We start from the raw sequence: 14,196 nt of genomic DNA, 5'->3' as shown, positions 1-14,196 counted from the left end.
GACGCGGCGTCCGTCGCGGTGCCGACGCCGGGCTGCGTGGGGACCGCCCCGGTGTTCCCGGTGTCCTGTGCAGCTGTCGTCGTTCCGTTCATGCCGCCCTCCGGGGTTCGCTGGGTAGCCGGCTCAGGACGCCGGCGAGGTGCTTCGCGGTCGTCGCCCAGCCGTCGAGCGCGGCACGTCGGCCCCGGGCGGCGGACTTCAGACGGCGGCGTACGTCGGTCTCGCCGAACCAGTGGCGCAGTTCGGCGGCGAGCGCGGCGGGGTCCTCCGGGGGGACCAGGATGCCGGGGACGCCGCCGTCGGGGGCGCGGCCGAGCGCCTCGGGGATGCCCCCGACGTCCGTGGCCAGCACCGGGATGCCGCGCGCGAGTGCTTCGGTGACCGCCATGCCGTAGGTCTCGGCGTAGGAGGCGAGGACCATCAGGTCGGCGGTCGAGTAGCTGGCGTCGAGGTCGGCGCCGGACCGGGGTCCCGCGAGCTGGACGCGGTCCTTCAGACCGTGCCGTGCGATCAGGTCCCGCAGATGCGCGACGTACTCCGGGTCCTGGCCCAGCCCGCCGACGCACACGCAACTCCACGGCAGGTCGGTGATTTTGGCGAGCGCCTCGACCAGCCGGTGCTGCCCCTTGCGCGGGGTGACGGCGGCGACGCACAGCAGGCGGGAGACGCCGTCGGTGCCGGAGGCGAGGGGCGCGATGTCGGCGCCGGGGGCGGCGACATGGACGCGGTCGGGGGCCAGACCGTGGTGGGCGACGAGCCGGCGGACCGCCCAGTCGCTGGTGGCGATCACTGCGCCGACGGCCCTGAGGACCGTACGTTCCCTGGCGTCGAGTTCGGCGGCCACCTCGGGGGCGAGTCCCGTCTCGTCGCCGAGCGGCAGGTGCACCAGGACGGCGATCCGCAGCCGTTCGGCCTCGGGGACGACGATCTCCGGTACGCCGCAGGCGACCAGCCCGTCGAGCAACACCACCGCGCCGTCCGGCAGGTCCCGCAGTGTGCGGGCGAGTTCCGTGCGGGCGGCGGCGCCCGGCCGCGGCCAGGAACCGTCCACCGGGTGCTTGTGGGCCCGCCAGCCGAATCCGGGCAGGTCCAGGCAGACCCGCCGGTCGTAGGCGTTGCCGCCGCTGGGCATGGCCGGGTCGTCGACACCGCCCGGCATGACGAAGTGCACGGTACGCAGGGACATGGGGACGATCTCGCCGTTCCTGGGGGCCGCCTGGGCGGGCACGAGGGAGAGCTTCTCCACGGTCGTGTCGGTCACAGGGCACGCTCGTAACTGGCCCAGGCGACATGCGACTCGTGCAGGGTGACCGAGATGCCCGTGAGCCCCCTCGCCCCCTCCCCCAGCGCGCCCTTGTGCACGCGCTCGGCGAGCCGGTCGGCGACGACCTTCGCCAGGAACTCGGTGGAGGTGTTGGTTCCGGCGAAATCGGGCTCGTTGTCGAGGTTGCGGTAGTTCAGCTCGCTGACCACGGCGCCGAGTTCCTGCGTGGCCAGTCCGATGTCGACGACGATGTTGTCGTCGTCCAGCTGCTCGCGCCGGAACGTGGCGTCCACCAGGAACGTCGCTCCGTGCAGGCGCTGCGCGGGGCCGAAGACCTCGCCGCGGAAGCTGTGGGCGATCATGATGTGATCGCGGACGGTGACACTGAACAACGGACGACCCTCCAGGTGCGGGGCATGGATGCCGAGTAGTACGGCCCGTGTCCTTCCCATGTTCAGCGGCTCGTACCTCTTTTCTGAGGTCAGGCGCTTTCGGGGTACCGCACCCGGTGGCAGAGCGCCGGGATGTCGCCGGAGGCGAGCCGGGGCAGCACGTCCGGGAGTTCCTCGAAGGCGCTCTCACCGGTGACGAGCGCGTCGAGCGCCGGGTCGGCGAGCAGGTCGAGGGCCAGGGCGAGCCGGTCGGCGTACGTCCGGCCCCGGCGGGCCGGGGAGACGGTGCCGACCTGGCTGCTGCGGATCGTCAGGCGCCGGGAGTGGAAGGCCTCGCCCAGCGGGAGGGCGACGCGCCGGTCCCCGTACCAGCTGAGCTCGATCACCGTGCCCTCGGGGGCGAGGAGTTCCAAGGACCGGGAAAGGCCCTGCTCACTCGCGCTGGCGTGCACGACGAGGTCGCACTCGCCGAGGGCGGCGGCGGGTTCGGCGAAACCCACGCCCAGCGCCGTCGCGACCTCGGCCCTCGCCGGGTCGGCGTCCACCAACTGCACCCGTACGCCGGGGAAGCGGGCCAGCAGCGCGGCGACCGAGCAGCCGACCATGCCGCCGCCGACCACGGCGATCCGGTCGCCGACCAGGGGGGCCGCGTCCCAGAGCGCGTTGACGGCGGTCTCCACGGTGCCGGCGAGCACGGCACGGTGGGCGGGCACGCGCTCCGGTACGGGGGTCACGGCGGCTGCCGGGACGACGTACCGCGTCTGGTGCGGGTAGAGGCAGAAGACGGTACGGCCGAGCAGGTCGGCCGGGCCCTCCTCCACCACGCCGACGTTGAGGTAGCCGTACTTCACCGGCGCGGGGAAGTCGCCCTCCTGGAACGGTGCGCGCATGGCCGTGTGCTGGCTCTGCGGGACCCCGCCCCGGAAGACCAGCGTCTCCGTGCCGCGGCTGACGCCGGAGAACAAGGAGCGGACCAGGACCTCGCCCTCGGCGGGCTCCGGAAGCCGGACATCCCGGATCTCCCCGTGCCCGGGGGAGCTGAGCCAGAACGCACGTGCTGCGCGGATCATCGGCGTTCCTCCTGAACGATCGGCAAGTGGTGCACGTACGGAGGTGTGCACAGGCCGCGCACAGTACGCGGCGATGATCGACTCTGTCACCTGGCCGGAGGATGTGCGGTGGCCCTGAACAACACTTTTGACGCGAGGCTGGTCCAGCAGGAGACCGCGGTGGGCGCGGGCGTGCAGATCCTGCTGCTGGCCGTGCTCGGATCGGCGATCGGCCTGGGAACGGCGGGCTGGCTCACAGGCCTCGCCTTCGCGATCGCCGGCTGGGCGGTGCTCTCGCGGGCCCTGCACCGGTCGGGGCTGAGGTCGTTCGGCCCGGCCAACCGGGTCACCCTCGGCCGGGCCACCCTGGTCGGCGGGGTGACGGCGCTGGTCGCCGACTCCTTCGAGAGCGCGCCGCCGGTCACGCTGCTGGTCGGCCTGACGGCGGTGGCGCTGATCCTCGACGGGGTGGACGGCAAGGTCGCCCGCCGCACCGGCACGTCGTCGGCGCTCGGGGCACGCTTCGACATGGAGGTCGACGCGTTCCTCATCCTGGTCCTGAGCGTGTACGTGTCGATGTCGCTGGGCCCGTGGGTGCTGCTGATCGGCGGCATGCGCTACGCCTTCGTCGCCGCCGCCCGCTTCCAGCCGTGGCTGAACGCCCCGCTCCCGCCGAGCACGGCACGCAAGGCGGTGGCCGCGGCGCAGGGGGTGTTCCTGCTGGTGGCGGGCGCCGATCTGCTGCCGTGGGCGGGCAACGCGGCGGTGGTGGGGCTGGCGTTGGGGCTGCTGGTGTGGTCGTTCGGGCGGGATGTGTTGTGGCTGTGGCGGAGGTCGCGGGACGGACGGCAGACCGGGGCGACGTCCGAAGGGGCGTCGACGGTGGGTCCGGAGAGGGCTCCGGAGGGGGCTTCCGGGACCGTTCGCGAGGTGGCGCAGGGCGTGCGCGCCGAGAAGGCCGCACGGCCCGGGCAGGCGGAGAAGTCCGGACGGACGGGGCGGGTTCTGGAGCCGGTCGCCGGGTGACGCGCGGTCGGTCACGGCCGACGCGGCAGGACGACACCTCCGGCAGCGGGGAGCAGCCGACGACGTCAATCCCCGGGGGGCGGCATCGTGGCGGGACCGGCCTGGCGAGCCCGTCACCTCGGGAAGTCTCCTGGCACAAGCCACCGCTAGCATGTTCGAGGCTGCCTGCCTCACGTCCTGCCTCATCGTGACACGGCTGACGGCACGTGGGCAGGACACAGCGCAACAGGCCTGACCCGACCGCTGCACAGCTCCGACCAAGGCTCACCCGTGCCCGCGACAGCGCGCATCGTCCCGATGAGGAGTCCCCCGCCATGGCCGACAGCACCTCCGACAGACCGGTCCCGACGCCCCCGCCGCCGCCGTACCCTCCCGCGCCGCCGGCCGCTCACTGGCAGCCCCACTCCTCACCTCCCCGGCGACGCGGCGGGGGCCTCCTCATCACCGTCGCCGTCATCAGCGCCGTCGTCGCCGGACTGCTCGCCGGCGGTGGCGCCACCTGGTGGGTACTGAAGTCGAAGGACGCCGGACAGGCCATGGAGCATGTCGAAGTCCTGGGCGGCAAATCCGTCGTGAAGGAGGACCCCTCCGACCTCGGCGGCTGCGACGACACCGACGACTTCACCTACAACGACTGCGACCCGGCCACGGAAACCTACGAGTTCGAGTACAAGATCACGAACGAGGGGGACGACCCCGCCAACTACTCGGTCGTCGTCAACGCCTTCGACAAGGACGGGGACTTCGTGGCGCAGACCTACATCGGGGCGACCCACGTGGCCCCCGGCAAGACCGATTCGGACAGCGGCGAGTTCAACGAGTACAGCACGCTGGAGGACGGTCATGAACTGTCCGACATCGCGAGCGTGAAGGCCGCCCACGTCGAACGCATCGCCTTGGCCAACTGACGCGAGCACCCGGCGGTCGCGGCACCGACGCGACCGCCGGGGCGGAGTCCCGCACCGGAGGCCCGCTCTTCCGGAGCGGGTCCCGCAGCCGGCGGCGGCGACGCTCGGATGCGGGAAAGTTCGGTGCGCCTCGGTCTTGTTGACCTACGGTGACGTCATGACCGCAGATGATGCCCTTCCCCGACTCACTCCGACCGGCACGTGTTGGTGCGGCTGTGCGAAGAAGACCGGAGCCGGGTCCTTCTTCGCCCCCGGCCACGACAAGGTGGCGGAGGCCGCACTGCTCGCCGTCGAGTTCGGCTCCTCCGTCGCCCAGTTGCTGCACGCGCACGGATACGGGCCCGGGCATTCGGTGAGCGCACGTGCCGTGTCCGAAGGGGTGTGGCGGCAGTGTCAGGCCTGCGACTACGTCGGAGCACCGGCGAGCATCGCGAACCACACGAAGAAGGCGCACGCCACCCCCGCCGAACTCGCCTGAGGAGCGGCACCATGACGCAACCCGTCTCCAGTCAGCGTGCCGCCCTCGAGAAGGCGGTCGTCACGTACGGCGGTCTCTGGGACACCGAGCGCGGCCTGCGCGCCCTGCGCGACGCGGGGTATGAGCCGCAGGAGAAGAACACCCGCGCGATCCTGCGTGGCCTCGCGGCCGCCGGCCCGCTGGTGAAGGTGGAGGACCACCCGGTCCGCTACCGCGCGACACGGGCGGGCTGAGAGCGGCCCGCCGCGTCACCTCGTCCGCCGGTCTCGTCCGCGCGACGTCAGCGACGACGCCCTGCGGCTCCGACTGGGTTCGGCCTGCGCGGGTTGAAGACCCAGACTCCCTGGGAGTGCGTGGCCGCCAGCACCCTGCCGGTATCAAGAAGCCAGGGGTTGGCCTTCTGGAACGGGGCGAAGTTGTCATTGGAGACGATCACTCTGAGGTGCAAGAAGTCTGGGTCCTGCGATGCGCCATAGATGTGCATGCCGAATTGCTGAGCCCAGTCCAGATCGGTGAATGTGGCCATCGCGGAAGGGACCGTGGTGCAGCCGCCGGCCGGAACAGAGGGCCTGATTCACCCTAATACGCACTTCAGTGGTGTGCGCGATTACGGTGACGGCCAGATTGCAGTAGACCGGGGATGTGGTCCTGGACGGTGAGGGCCGGGTCTCGCACGTTCCGGTGACCAACTATGTACGAGCCGCCGATGAAAACACATATCGGACTGCCCAGGGCCCATTGGGCCGAGTTGACGAAGTGTGCGTGGACACGGAGGTGTCGATATGCAGCAGTTCGGATCGCGCCCTATTCTGGTAGTTCCGTCGGTGGCAAAACCTGCCAGTGTCTTGGGTTCCGGCAGGGAATCATAGGTTCCTTCGAGAAGGGGGCAGCAATTGAGAAGTGTGGCCCCTGGAAGATTACCTCGCTGAGGTTAGGCACAGCGTGATTAGCCCAGCGGATCAACCCATCTCTCTTTGCGGTAGCTTCGTCATATCCCCTTGTGATCATCGGTTGGTAGTCAACCACCGCACTGGGGTAGGCAGCCAGTGCCTCGACGGCCCCTTTCTCACTAACGAGGACCGGATACAAGAGCGGTGTCTGTGCAGGGTCTCCCTTCGAGCCTGTCAAGGCGTGCCAACTGGTCAGTAGAGCGGCGTTCACATGAACCACGCGCTCCGCGTGGGGTCGGATGTCCCACGAGCCGTTGTGCTTGATACCTGGTACAGGTCCTTTCCCATCATGAGTCAACGAAGCGAGAAGAACTGCGGCATCGCGAAGCTCGCTTGCTTGCAAACTGCGGCTGGTGTTGAAGGGGATTGCTGTCTATTCGATGGCGTTGGCAGACAATCGCCTTACCGTCCTCAACGCAGGGTTCTGGGCGTCGCTCCCCCTTGACTACGTTCTGCGAATCACAGGCAGGGCGAATCTCCAGGTCTCCGAGGCCCGCAGGATGCCAGCACCCGAGCCGGACCACCCACTTGCCTCCGCTCTCCTGCTACGCACTCTTCGCCTCAACTCTCTCACCTCCCACTACGCCCCTCTCTGGGCGGAACTGTTCGACCCTCAGTGGGAAGGCTACGAAAACTGGACCAACACCAATTGGCCTCGACTCAGGCCGTTGACCGCCAACCTCAAGCCGACGTGGGACTACACCACGCCTCTCCGCACCGAGCATGAACGCCGGGCAGCTCTGGTCGAGATCGATGCTTTGGTCGCTGTCTGGCTAGGCATCACCGCTGACCAGCTCGTCACCATCTTCAATTCGCGCTACCCACAACTGTATGACTTCGAGCTGGGCACCTACTTTGATGCCAACGGTCGCAAAATCGCTGCCAATTCGTTCACTTACGGCCATGGCCAGACCAAGCAGGATTACATCGATCTGCTGGCTCATCTGGAGAACCCGGAGGTTACCTCACCCCCAGCCGGCTACACCGCTCCCTTCTACAAGGCCGACCGTGCGGCCGAGATGCGCGCCGCACACGCGCACTTCCAGGCTCGCTTGGACAAGGAGATCGCCGCCGGTCGCTGGACCCCGCCCGAGAGCCGTGAGGCCTAAGTTCCGCTTCGCATAGGGACGGTCGGCGCTTCCTCGTAATAGGCGCCGGCGCCGACCGTCGCGAGCCCCCGTACGGCTCCGCCCGCACAACCATCCGGCGGGCTCACGCCAAAAGGTCTACATCGCCACAACCAAGGCCGACCATGCTGCGGGGCTGACCGTCAGCTCGGGCCCACCTTGGCTGACCCGCTTCGAGTCGCGCACGTGGACAGCGGCCGCGTCCACCGCAACCTCAACGCACTCGCCGCCCGCGCCGCTGCTGTAGCTACTCGTGAACCAGCGCAGTTCCGAGCAGGTCTGGAGGCTTGCGTCTTCCGTGTTCATAGATCTCCCAACAGCTTCTGAACGAAGGCCAGTGACTCCGAGGGCGTGAGTCCCTGTGCCCGCAGGATGCCGTACCGCTCCTCGAACCCCCGGACCACCGGTCGATCACTGTAGAGGTGGCTATGCTCATTCACCTCCACATAAGCGACCCTCTGCCCCTTGCCCGTCTCCATCAAGGTGAATGGTCCGCCCATTCCCGCATGTTGGCGGCGGTCGGTCGGCATGACCTGGATCTCGACGTTGCGCTGCTGGCCGTAGAGGAGGATCTGCTCCAGCTGTGCCCGCATCACCGCAGTCCCTCCCAGCGGCCGGCACAGAGTGCTCTCTTCGATGACGAAGCTGATAGTCGGCATGGGCCTGCGTGAGAACACCTCCTGGCGAGCCAGCCGCGCGGCCATACGCTGGCTCACGGTCTCCTCGTCCAGGAGGGGGCGCCACATCTCGAACACCACCCGCGCGTACTCCTCGACCTGCAACAACCCCGGCACGGCCTGGTTGGCGTAAACATGCAGCTCAACCGCCTCCGCCTCCAACTTCGCCGCATCCCGGAAGAACATCGGATACCGCGCCCGCGCCACCTCCTCCTTCATCACCGTCAGCAGGCCGCCGGCCTCCAGGACCGCGTCCGCCCGCTCAATGAACTCCGGCTTCGGAATGCGCCGCCCCAGCTCCACCGACGCAACCATGTCCTCGCCGTAACTGAGCTTCGCACCCAACTCCGCCCGCGTCAGCCCCCTGCTCGTCCGCAGCAGCCTCAACTGCTGCCCGAAACACCGCAGGATGCCCGTCTCGCCCTCACTGCCCTGAGCCGTCACCGGTGACCTCACCTCACCCACCCGCACAGAGGCGCCCGCCCGTACTCGTCCCGCCCAGGCACCACACCCTTCCGTCACTCACAGCTCACTGTAGAGACACGCAGTGTCGCCATGATGTCGCTTCGCGCGGTTCCCCCGTACCGCGTACACGCGCCCGCCCGCGCGCGTACAGCGCTCGCCTGTACACCCGCGCCCCCGTGTCCCCAAGGCGGCGCCGATCGCGTGACGAGACGTTAGAGTTTCGCCTCTAGGGGAGGACGCCGAGCGGCCGTTGTACTGCTCGCCAAATCAACGCGGGGAGACGGCAGCAGGGGTGCCCGCACCCCGCACCTCAGCCGGCCGCGGAACAGTCTGGGGGGAACGCGCCGTGACAGACGCGCCGACGCACGCTGCCGACACCGGTACGGACGAAGCCGACGACGCCGCCGACCGGAAGGTCGTCGAGCAGGAGCAGGCCGAGATCAAGGACTTCGTCAAGGGCCTGAGCGCGGACGACATCAAGTCGGGCAACTGGTTCACCAAGCTCGCCGCTCATGCCATGAACTCGTATACCGAGAAGGTCGACTGGCAGTACTTCCAGGACCGGTACGCGGGTGTGCCCGCGGATGCCATCGTTGATCAGCGGATCAAGATGGCGGCCCGGTACGCCGCGCTCGAAGGCGGGCTCTCCGCCGGGGCGTACACGGCGACCGTCGCCGCCACCATCGGGAGCCTCGGGGGTGCCTCACCGGCGACCGTCCCCGCGGCCGTGGCGACCGTGATGGTCGACATCGCGTTCCTCACCCAGCTCCAGCTTCGTCTGGCCTACGACATCTCCGTCCTCTACCGGGTCCCGCTCGACGTGCACGACCCCGAGGACCTGTGGAAGCTCATCCGCGTGGCCCTCACCATCAAGAGCGGGGAAGCGGCCAACAAGGCCGTGGTCAAAGCGGTCCCCGCCCTGGTGCGACCGTTGGTCAAGCGCTTCTACTCGAAATCGGTGCTCGCCGCCGGGAAGGCGCTCCCCGTCGTCGGGAAGCACCTGCTGCAGCGCAACGTCATCAAGATCGGCATTCCCCTGGTCGGTGTCCCCCTCGCCGTCCTGCTCAACCGCTACACCACGCTGCTCGCGGGCAGGCACGCGCGCGCCGTGTTCCGGAACGAGGCGCGGGTGATCGAACTCGCCGGAGCAATGAGCGAGCGCAGTCGGCACCCGCAGTTGATGCTGTGGGTCGCATGGCTCGTCATCGGGGCGAACACCAAGATCGCCGACGACGAGGCGCTGTTGATGCGTCACCTGGTGAAGCTGGTCCGGGAGCGGCACGAGGTGGTCGACGAGCAGCTCGCGCACGTCGTCGACATCGACCCCGCCGAGGTGTGGAAGCGCGTGGACGCCGAGCCAGGCGATCTCAGCGATGTCGTCGACGCGGCGGAGCTGGTCGCCACCGTGGACGATGACGTCAACCCCCGTGAGAAAGCTGTCCCTCGCGGAGCTCCGGGAGCGCTGCCGCCGGGGCTGACCCCGTCGTGCGCCACCGCTCGCACGCCACTCCCCGCTGCGGCCCGACGCCCGTGTACAGCGCACGGCCGTACAGGCGTCGCTCCTGGTAACACGCCCAACGCGGCCGCAACGCTGGCCCCATGCACACGACGCTCTTCCCTCTCCCCGGCCCCACGGGGACCAGTGAGTTCGCGATGTCGTTCACGTCGACCCCGCGGGGCGCCCGACTGGCGCGGCTGTTCGTCGCGCACTGCCTGGATGCCTGGGGCCACCCATACGACAGCGAGGTCAACGAGACGCTGACGCTGATCACCGCCGAGCTGAGTGCGAACGCCGTACGGCACGGCCGGGTCCCCGGACGGGACTTCCACGTGCGGCTGACCAGCGAGGCGAGCGGTGAACTGCGGCTGGAGGTCTCGGACACGCGCGGTGAGGGCCGGCCCGCCGTCGTCCCTCCCGCGGCCCCCGACGCCGAATCCGGCCGCGGGCTGCTCCTCGTCACCGCCCTGGCCGACGACTGGGGCGTCACGGACCGTCGTGGCGGCCCGGGCAAGGCCGTCTGGGCGTCGCTGAAGGCGGGCCGGCGCCCGACAGGAGGTGGCCGTGGCGGATCGATGAGCCGCTGTCAGCCGTGGCGGATACGCTGAGCCACGATCGTCCACGGATGGTCGATCATCGTCCGTTCATGGACGCAGGACACGACGGAGGAGACGCGATGCCCGCTCACTGGGACGTCAGCGAGCAGCGCTCGTGCAGGAGCGCACACCTCGCGTCGCCGCCGTCCGCGCCGGCGTTTCCGCCGTACCGTGCATCGACTCGATAGGTTGCCCATGCCCGGCCGTCTGCTAGAACTCCACGTCGAGAACTTCCGCAGTCTGCGTGACGTGACCGTGCCGCTCGGTCCGCTCACGGTGTTGGTGGGCCCGAACGGCGCGGGCAAGTCCAATGTGCTGAAGGTGTTCGACTTCCTCGCCGACATCATCCGCACAGACCTCCAGCCGGCGCTCGACACACGCGGCGGGTTCGACGAGGTGGCCTTCTGGGGCGGGAACAAGCCGCCGACTTCCATGCGCGTCCACCTCAAGGCGACCTGGACGACCAACTCCACCCTCAACGCGCCGGACGAGTACAACCTCACCATCCGGCGCCGCTCCCTGCGGTCGAAGAGCAGCGGCGAACGCTCCCCCTATTACGCCCTGTCCCGCGAGGAGAGTTTCGCCTTCAAGCGAAGGCAGGGACGTGGTCGGCGCATCACCATCTCGGGTGAGGAGGCGCGCATCCTCGACGTGCGGGCGGGTCAAAGCGAGGACAGCGGCAGTTTCGCCATCCGGAGACTGAGCAGCGGTCTGTCCACGCTGCCCCGGCTCGGTCCCTCCGACGGCGGCGACGAGGTGACCCGGGTCGCCGACCGCCTGTCGTCCTTCCGGGTCTTCGACGTCGACGTCGAGGCGGCCCGGCAACCGACCCGCCTGCGCGGTACGGACTTCGCCACCCTCTCGCCGCACGCCGCGAATCTTGCCGGGTTCCTGATCCACCTCAGCGGCCGCGAGGAGATCTGGGACGATCTGGTCGCCGACGCCCGCACGGTCCTGCCACAGTTGGAAAACATCGAGTTCGAGGAGGTCGGCGGGGCGACGGACCAGCTGACCGTCGTGCTGCGCGAGCGCGGCCTGCGCCGTCTGACCCCGCTCGCCGACGCCTCCTACGGGACGGTCCGCCTCCTGGGGCTGCTCGCCCTGCTGTACGACCCCAACCCCCCGGCGTTCACCTGCATCGAGGAGATCGACCACGGGCTGCATCCGCAGGCCTTGGAGCTTGTCGTGCAGCGGCTGCGCGAGGCCGCCGAGCGGACGCAGTTCATCGTCGCCACCCACTCGCCCGCGCTGGTGAACCGGTTGCGTCCGGAGGAGTTCGTCGTGTGCGACCGCGACGAGGACGGCGCGTCGATCATCCCGGCCCTCACCGTCGACGAGGTGAAGGACATCGTCGAGGAGTCCGGTGAGCAGCCGCTGGGAGAGCTGTGGTTCTCCGGCGTGCTGGGCGGCGACCTCACCGGGGGTGAGCTGTGACCCCGAGAGGGCGGCAAGGCAATGGGCATGCGTCCCGGGCCCAGGGACGGGGCGTCATCGTGTTGGCCGGCGAGGATCAGAACGACTGCGAGATCCTGGCTGCGCTGATACGCGCGCACCGACCCGACCTGGGTGCGGCGGCCAAGCTGGTCCGCATCAACGACCCGGTACGGCTGCGCAAGAAGTCCGGCCCGGACCTCGCCTCCGCCGTGAAGGCACTGGCCGGCAAGGCTCGGGCCAAGGCCCGCCAGCAGCGCTGCGAGTTGCTCGGGTTCGTCGTCCACGAGGACCTGGACGGCTACGCTGACGCCCAGTACGACCGGATACGAAAAGCGCTGACCGACGAGTTCGCGCGTCAGTGCCAGGAGTTCCGGACGGCCGTCGCGCTCGCCGCCTGGGAGAGCGAGGGGTGGTTGCTGCTCTTTCCGGAAGCCTTCCCGCACGTCCGTCCGCGCTGGAAGGTGCCCGATCGTCTCCTCGACAAGGACACCGGCCGCCTCAAGGACGCCAAGGAGGAGCTCAGGCGGGGGCTCGGCCTTCCGGTCTTCCGGGAGAGCGACGGCCCCGCGGTCGCCCGCGAGGCGCTGAAGCACCGGCTGGTCCCCTCCCCGCGGGGCAGCAACCGCTCGTACGCGGACTTCGTCGGGGACCTCGCGGGCTGGACATGACCCGAGGTCGCTGACCTGGGACGCGTGTACGAGTGGAGGTCGGCCTGGAGGCCCGATCAGATACTGGACAACGTCGCCGCCACCGCCTGGAACCAGGCACCGTAGGAGAACGGTTCGGGTGGGCTGACCTCCATGCCCAGTTCGGCGGCTGCCAAGGCGTAGTCCCCTTCGTCCAGGGGCAGTGCGAGCAGCTCGTGGAGTTCGCCCACGAGGCGTGCGACCAGGTGGGGGTCAGTGGTGGCGGCGTAGTCGGCGACGGCCTCGTCATGGTCGGGGAACTCGTCGACGATGTCCTGCGAGAACCAGCCCCCGAGGAGTTGCGCGGTTTCCGGGAAGCGCGCGTGCCACTCCCAGTGCGTCTGCGGGGACGACGGTCCTGGGACGTCGCCTTCCTCGATGCTCTTCTTCAGGTGATCGGCCAGAACCATCAGCCAGTCACCAATCTCGGACTCTGCCGTCCCGGTGTCCGGGATCGAGTAGAACTCGCCCAGACTCTGCCGGAAGCGGCCCGGCGGGTTGCGGCTGTATTCGCGCAGCTGGCGGTCCGCCTCCGCGATGGCCCAGGGGCGGGTGTGCCACGTGTGACGGAGGTACGCGTCCAGCGCGCGGCTGCGCCGCTCCGGGGTGTCGTCGGCCTGCTGCCCCAGGTACGCGCGCATCACCTGGTCCAGCTCGCCGTACCGGCGGTCGTGTTCGAGGGGCTTCATGGACATGTGCGGCAGCCCCTACAGGTAGAACGGGATGGTGGTGTGGACGACGAAGCCGTGCGGGCTCGACGGCTCGCGGCGCAGAACCACACGCGCCGCGCGGACGTCGACGGGACCCCGGCCGGCCAGCAGGTCGCCCTCCATTTGCACCCGGCCCACGGGCTCCTCACGGGAGGGCCAGGCGGCCTCGATGGTGAGGCGGCCCCGGGTGCCCTGGGCGAGCCAGCGGTGGATGACCTGCTCGTTGGCGGTCACCACCTGCTGGGTGGCCCAGTGGGCGGTCTCCCGGTCGGGGTAGGAGGCGGAACGGGTCAACACGGGTGGATCCTCTCAAACAACCTGGTCACGGGCCGCGCTCCGACGGGTCAGTAGTCGGAGAAGTTCCAGAACATGCCCACCTCAGTGTCGGAAACGATGATCAGACCGCAGTCCTCCGAGTAGACGTCGCTCAGCGGCCTGTACCCCCAGTGCGATGTCGTGAAGTCGAGTGTGCCGGGCACGGGGCCGGGCCTGCTAACGTTGGTGTGATACGTGGCTTCGTCCCCGTACCGCGCGAGGATCGTGCGTGCCATCGCCCGCAGTTCCTCTTCGCTCTCGGTGAAGCGCCGCAGGTTCGACAGGGTGCAGCAGTCGTCCGTGAGGGCCAGCAGCAGGTTTTCGGCACTGGCCGGGTCGATCTCGTGGAGACGCTGGGCGATGTACTCCGGAGGGTGAACGGCGAACGGGTACGTGGGCGACCCCTCGCGCTCCGGGAGCTGCGCCGCGTCATCGAGACCGGTCCAGCCCCGGGGATCCGGGACGGCCCGGGCCATCAGCGCGAGGACGTCGAGGACCCAGTCCTCGTGGCGGCGGGGGCCCGTGGCGTCGTACGGGTACGCATCCTCGAACAGGTGGCGTACAGCGGCTTCCCAGGAAGCCTGGTCGACGGACATGTGGTGCTGGCCTTTCTCGGCGGGG

18 protein-coding genes are annotated in these 14,196 nt (G+C 69.3%); 9 read left to right on the top strand and 9 right to left on the bottom strand.

Annotation, left to right across the window (positions count from 1 at the left end; translation table 11 throughout):
* Positions 1 to 88 precede the first annotated feature (88 nt).
* From AB0O67_RS25005 to AB0O67_RS24995, 3 genes are all read right to left on the bottom strand, one after another.
* Positions 89 to 1,261 (bottom strand): glycosyltransferase family 4 protein, encoded by a 1,173-nt coding sequence (locus AB0O67_RS25005; RefSeq protein WP_365453987.1) that lies wholly within the window; start codon positions 1,259 to 1,261, stop codon positions 89 to 91.
* Positions 1,258 to 1,656, bottom strand: coding sequence for a 6-carboxytetrahydropterin synthase (locus tag AB0O67_RS25000; RefSeq protein WP_365453996.1), 399 nt, complete (start codon positions 1,654 to 1,656; stop codon positions 1,258 to 1,260). Before AB0O67_RS25000 ends, AB0O67_RS25005 begins: the two co-directional genes overlap by 4 nt.
* 89 nt (positions 1,657 to 1,745) lie before the next feature.
* Positions 1,746 to 2,726, bottom strand: a complete 981-nt coding sequence (locus AB0O67_RS24995; protein ID WP_365453984.1) for a zinc-binding alcohol dehydrogenase — start codon at positions 2,724 to 2,726, stop codon at positions 1,746 to 1,748.
* A 108-nt stretch (positions 2,727 to 2,834) separates the two neighbouring features.
* On the opposite strand from AB0O67_RS24995, the gene AB0O67_RS24990 reads away from it, so the two are divergent.
* From AB0O67_RS24990 to AB0O67_RS24975, 4 genes are all read left to right on the top strand, one after another.
* On the top strand, positions 2,835 to 3,731 hold the full coding sequence (locus tag AB0O67_RS24990) for a CDP-alcohol phosphatidyltransferase family protein (RefSeq protein ID WP_365453981.1): 897 nt from the start codon (positions 2,835 to 2,837) through the stop codon (positions 3,729 to 3,731).
* A 314-nt stretch (positions 3,732 to 4,045) separates the two neighbouring features.
* On the top strand, positions 4,046 to 4,639 hold the full coding sequence (locus AB0O67_RS24985; protein WP_365453978.1) for a hypothetical protein: 594 nt from the start codon (positions 4,046 to 4,048) through the stop codon (positions 4,637 to 4,639).
* A 157-nt stretch (positions 4,640 to 4,796) separates the two neighbouring features.
* Positions 4,797 to 5,117 carry a hypothetical protein gene (locus AB0O67_RS24980; RefSeq protein ID WP_365453975.1) on the top strand — a complete coding sequence of 107 codons (321 nt, stop codon included), beginning with the start codon at positions 4,797 to 4,799 and terminating at the stop codon, positions 5,115 to 5,117.
* Between the two features lie 11 nt (positions 5,118 to 5,128).
* Positions 5,129 to 5,350: a hypothetical protein gene (locus tag AB0O67_RS24975; RefSeq protein WP_365453972.1), complete on the top strand. Its 222-nt coding sequence runs from the start codon at positions 5,129 to 5,131 to the stop codon at positions 5,348 to 5,350.
* Between the two features lie 47 nt (positions 5,351 to 5,397).
* Here AB0O67_RS24975 and AB0O67_RS24970 read toward each other — a convergent pair whose 3' ends face one another.
* The gene (locus AB0O67_RS24970) at positions 5,398 to 5,643 is read right to left on the bottom strand and encodes a hypothetical protein (protein ID WP_365453969.1); all 246 of its coding nucleotides are present in this window, start codon (positions 5,641 to 5,643) and stop codon (positions 5,398 to 5,400) included.
* 1,092 nt (positions 5,644 to 6,735) lie between these two features.
* Here AB0O67_RS24970 and AB0O67_RS24965 point away from each other — a divergent pair.
* Entirely contained in the window at positions 6,736 to 7,176 is a 441-nt protein-coding gene (locus AB0O67_RS24965) for a hypothetical protein (RefSeq protein ID WP_365453966.1), read from the top strand.
* Between the two features lie 117 nt (positions 7,177 to 7,293).
* Here AB0O67_RS24965 and AB0O67_RS24960 read toward each other — a convergent pair whose 3' ends face one another.
* Both AB0O67_RS24960 and AB0O67_RS24955 read right to left on the bottom strand, forming a co-directional pair.
* On the bottom strand, positions 7,294 to 7,500 hold the full coding sequence (locus tag AB0O67_RS24960) for a DUF397 domain-containing protein (protein ID WP_365453963.1): 207 nt from the start codon (positions 7,498 to 7,500) through the stop codon (positions 7,294 to 7,296).
* Positions 7,497 to 8,315, bottom strand: coding sequence for a helix-turn-helix transcriptional regulator (locus AB0O67_RS24955; protein WP_365453960.1), 819 nt, complete (start codon positions 8,313 to 8,315; stop codon positions 7,497 to 7,499). The genes AB0O67_RS24960 and AB0O67_RS24955 overlap by 4 nt, the downstream gene beginning before the upstream one ends.
* 367 nt (positions 8,316 to 8,682) lie before the next feature.
* Here AB0O67_RS24955 and AB0O67_RS24950 point away from each other — a divergent pair, with 367 nt between their 5' ends.
* The 4 genes from AB0O67_RS24950 to AB0O67_RS24935 all read left to right on the top strand — a co-directional run bounded on the left by AB0O67_RS24950 (position 8,683) and on the right by AB0O67_RS24935 (position 12,532).
* Complete coding sequence (locus AB0O67_RS24950) at positions 8,683 to 10,098, top strand: hypothetical protein (protein ID WP_365453957.1); 1,416 nt, start codon at positions 8,683 to 8,685, stop codon at positions 10,096 to 10,098.
* Positions 9,990 to 10,442, top strand: a complete 453-nt coding sequence (locus tag AB0O67_RS24945; protein WP_365453954.1) for an ATP-binding protein — start codon at positions 9,990 to 9,992, stop codon at positions 10,440 to 10,442. Before AB0O67_RS24950 ends, AB0O67_RS24945 begins: the two co-directional genes overlap by 109 nt.
* A 183-nt stretch (positions 10,443 to 10,625) precedes the next feature.
* Positions 10,626 to 11,864 carry an AAA family ATPase gene (locus tag AB0O67_RS24940; RefSeq protein WP_365453951.1) on the top strand — a complete coding sequence of 413 codons (1,239 nt, stop codon included), beginning with the start codon at positions 10,626 to 10,628 and terminating at the stop codon, positions 11,862 to 11,864.
* A 59-nt stretch (positions 11,865 to 11,923) separates the two neighbouring features.
* Complete coding sequence (locus AB0O67_RS24935; RefSeq protein ID WP_365453948.1) at positions 11,924 to 12,532, top strand: hypothetical protein; 609 nt, start codon at positions 11,924 to 11,926, stop codon at positions 12,530 to 12,532.
* Positions 12,533 to 12,588: 56 nt separating this feature from the next.
* Here AB0O67_RS24935 and AB0O67_RS24930 read toward each other — a convergent pair whose 3' ends face one another.
* The 3 genes from AB0O67_RS24930 to AB0O67_RS24920 are packed head-to-tail and all read right to left on the bottom strand — an operon-like array spanning position 12,589 to position 14,171.
* Positions 12,589 to 13,245, bottom strand: coding sequence for a contact-dependent growth inhibition system immunity protein (locus AB0O67_RS24930; RefSeq protein ID WP_365453945.1), 657 nt, complete (start codon positions 13,243 to 13,245; stop codon positions 12,589 to 12,591).
* A gap of 12 nt (positions 13,246 to 13,257) precedes the next feature.
* Entirely contained in the window at positions 13,258 to 13,557 is a 300-nt protein-coding gene (locus AB0O67_RS24925) for an RNase A-like domain-containing protein (protein WP_365453942.1), read from the bottom strand.
* Positions 13,558 to 13,604: 47 nt separating this feature from the next.
* Positions 13,605 to 14,171, bottom strand: a complete 567-nt coding sequence (locus AB0O67_RS24920; RefSeq protein ID WP_365453939.1) for a hypothetical protein — start codon at positions 14,169 to 14,171, stop codon at positions 13,605 to 13,607.
* Positions 14,172 to 14,196 lie beyond the last annotated feature (25 nt).

Origin of the sequence: Streptomyces sp. NPDC086077, assembly GCF_040686175.1 — a bacterium.
In the GTDB taxonomy this organism is placed as follows: Bacteria; Actinomycetota; Actinomycetes; order Streptomycetales; family Streptomycetaceae; genus Streptomyces.
This window is presented reverse-complemented; position numbering and strand designations above follow the sequence as displayed.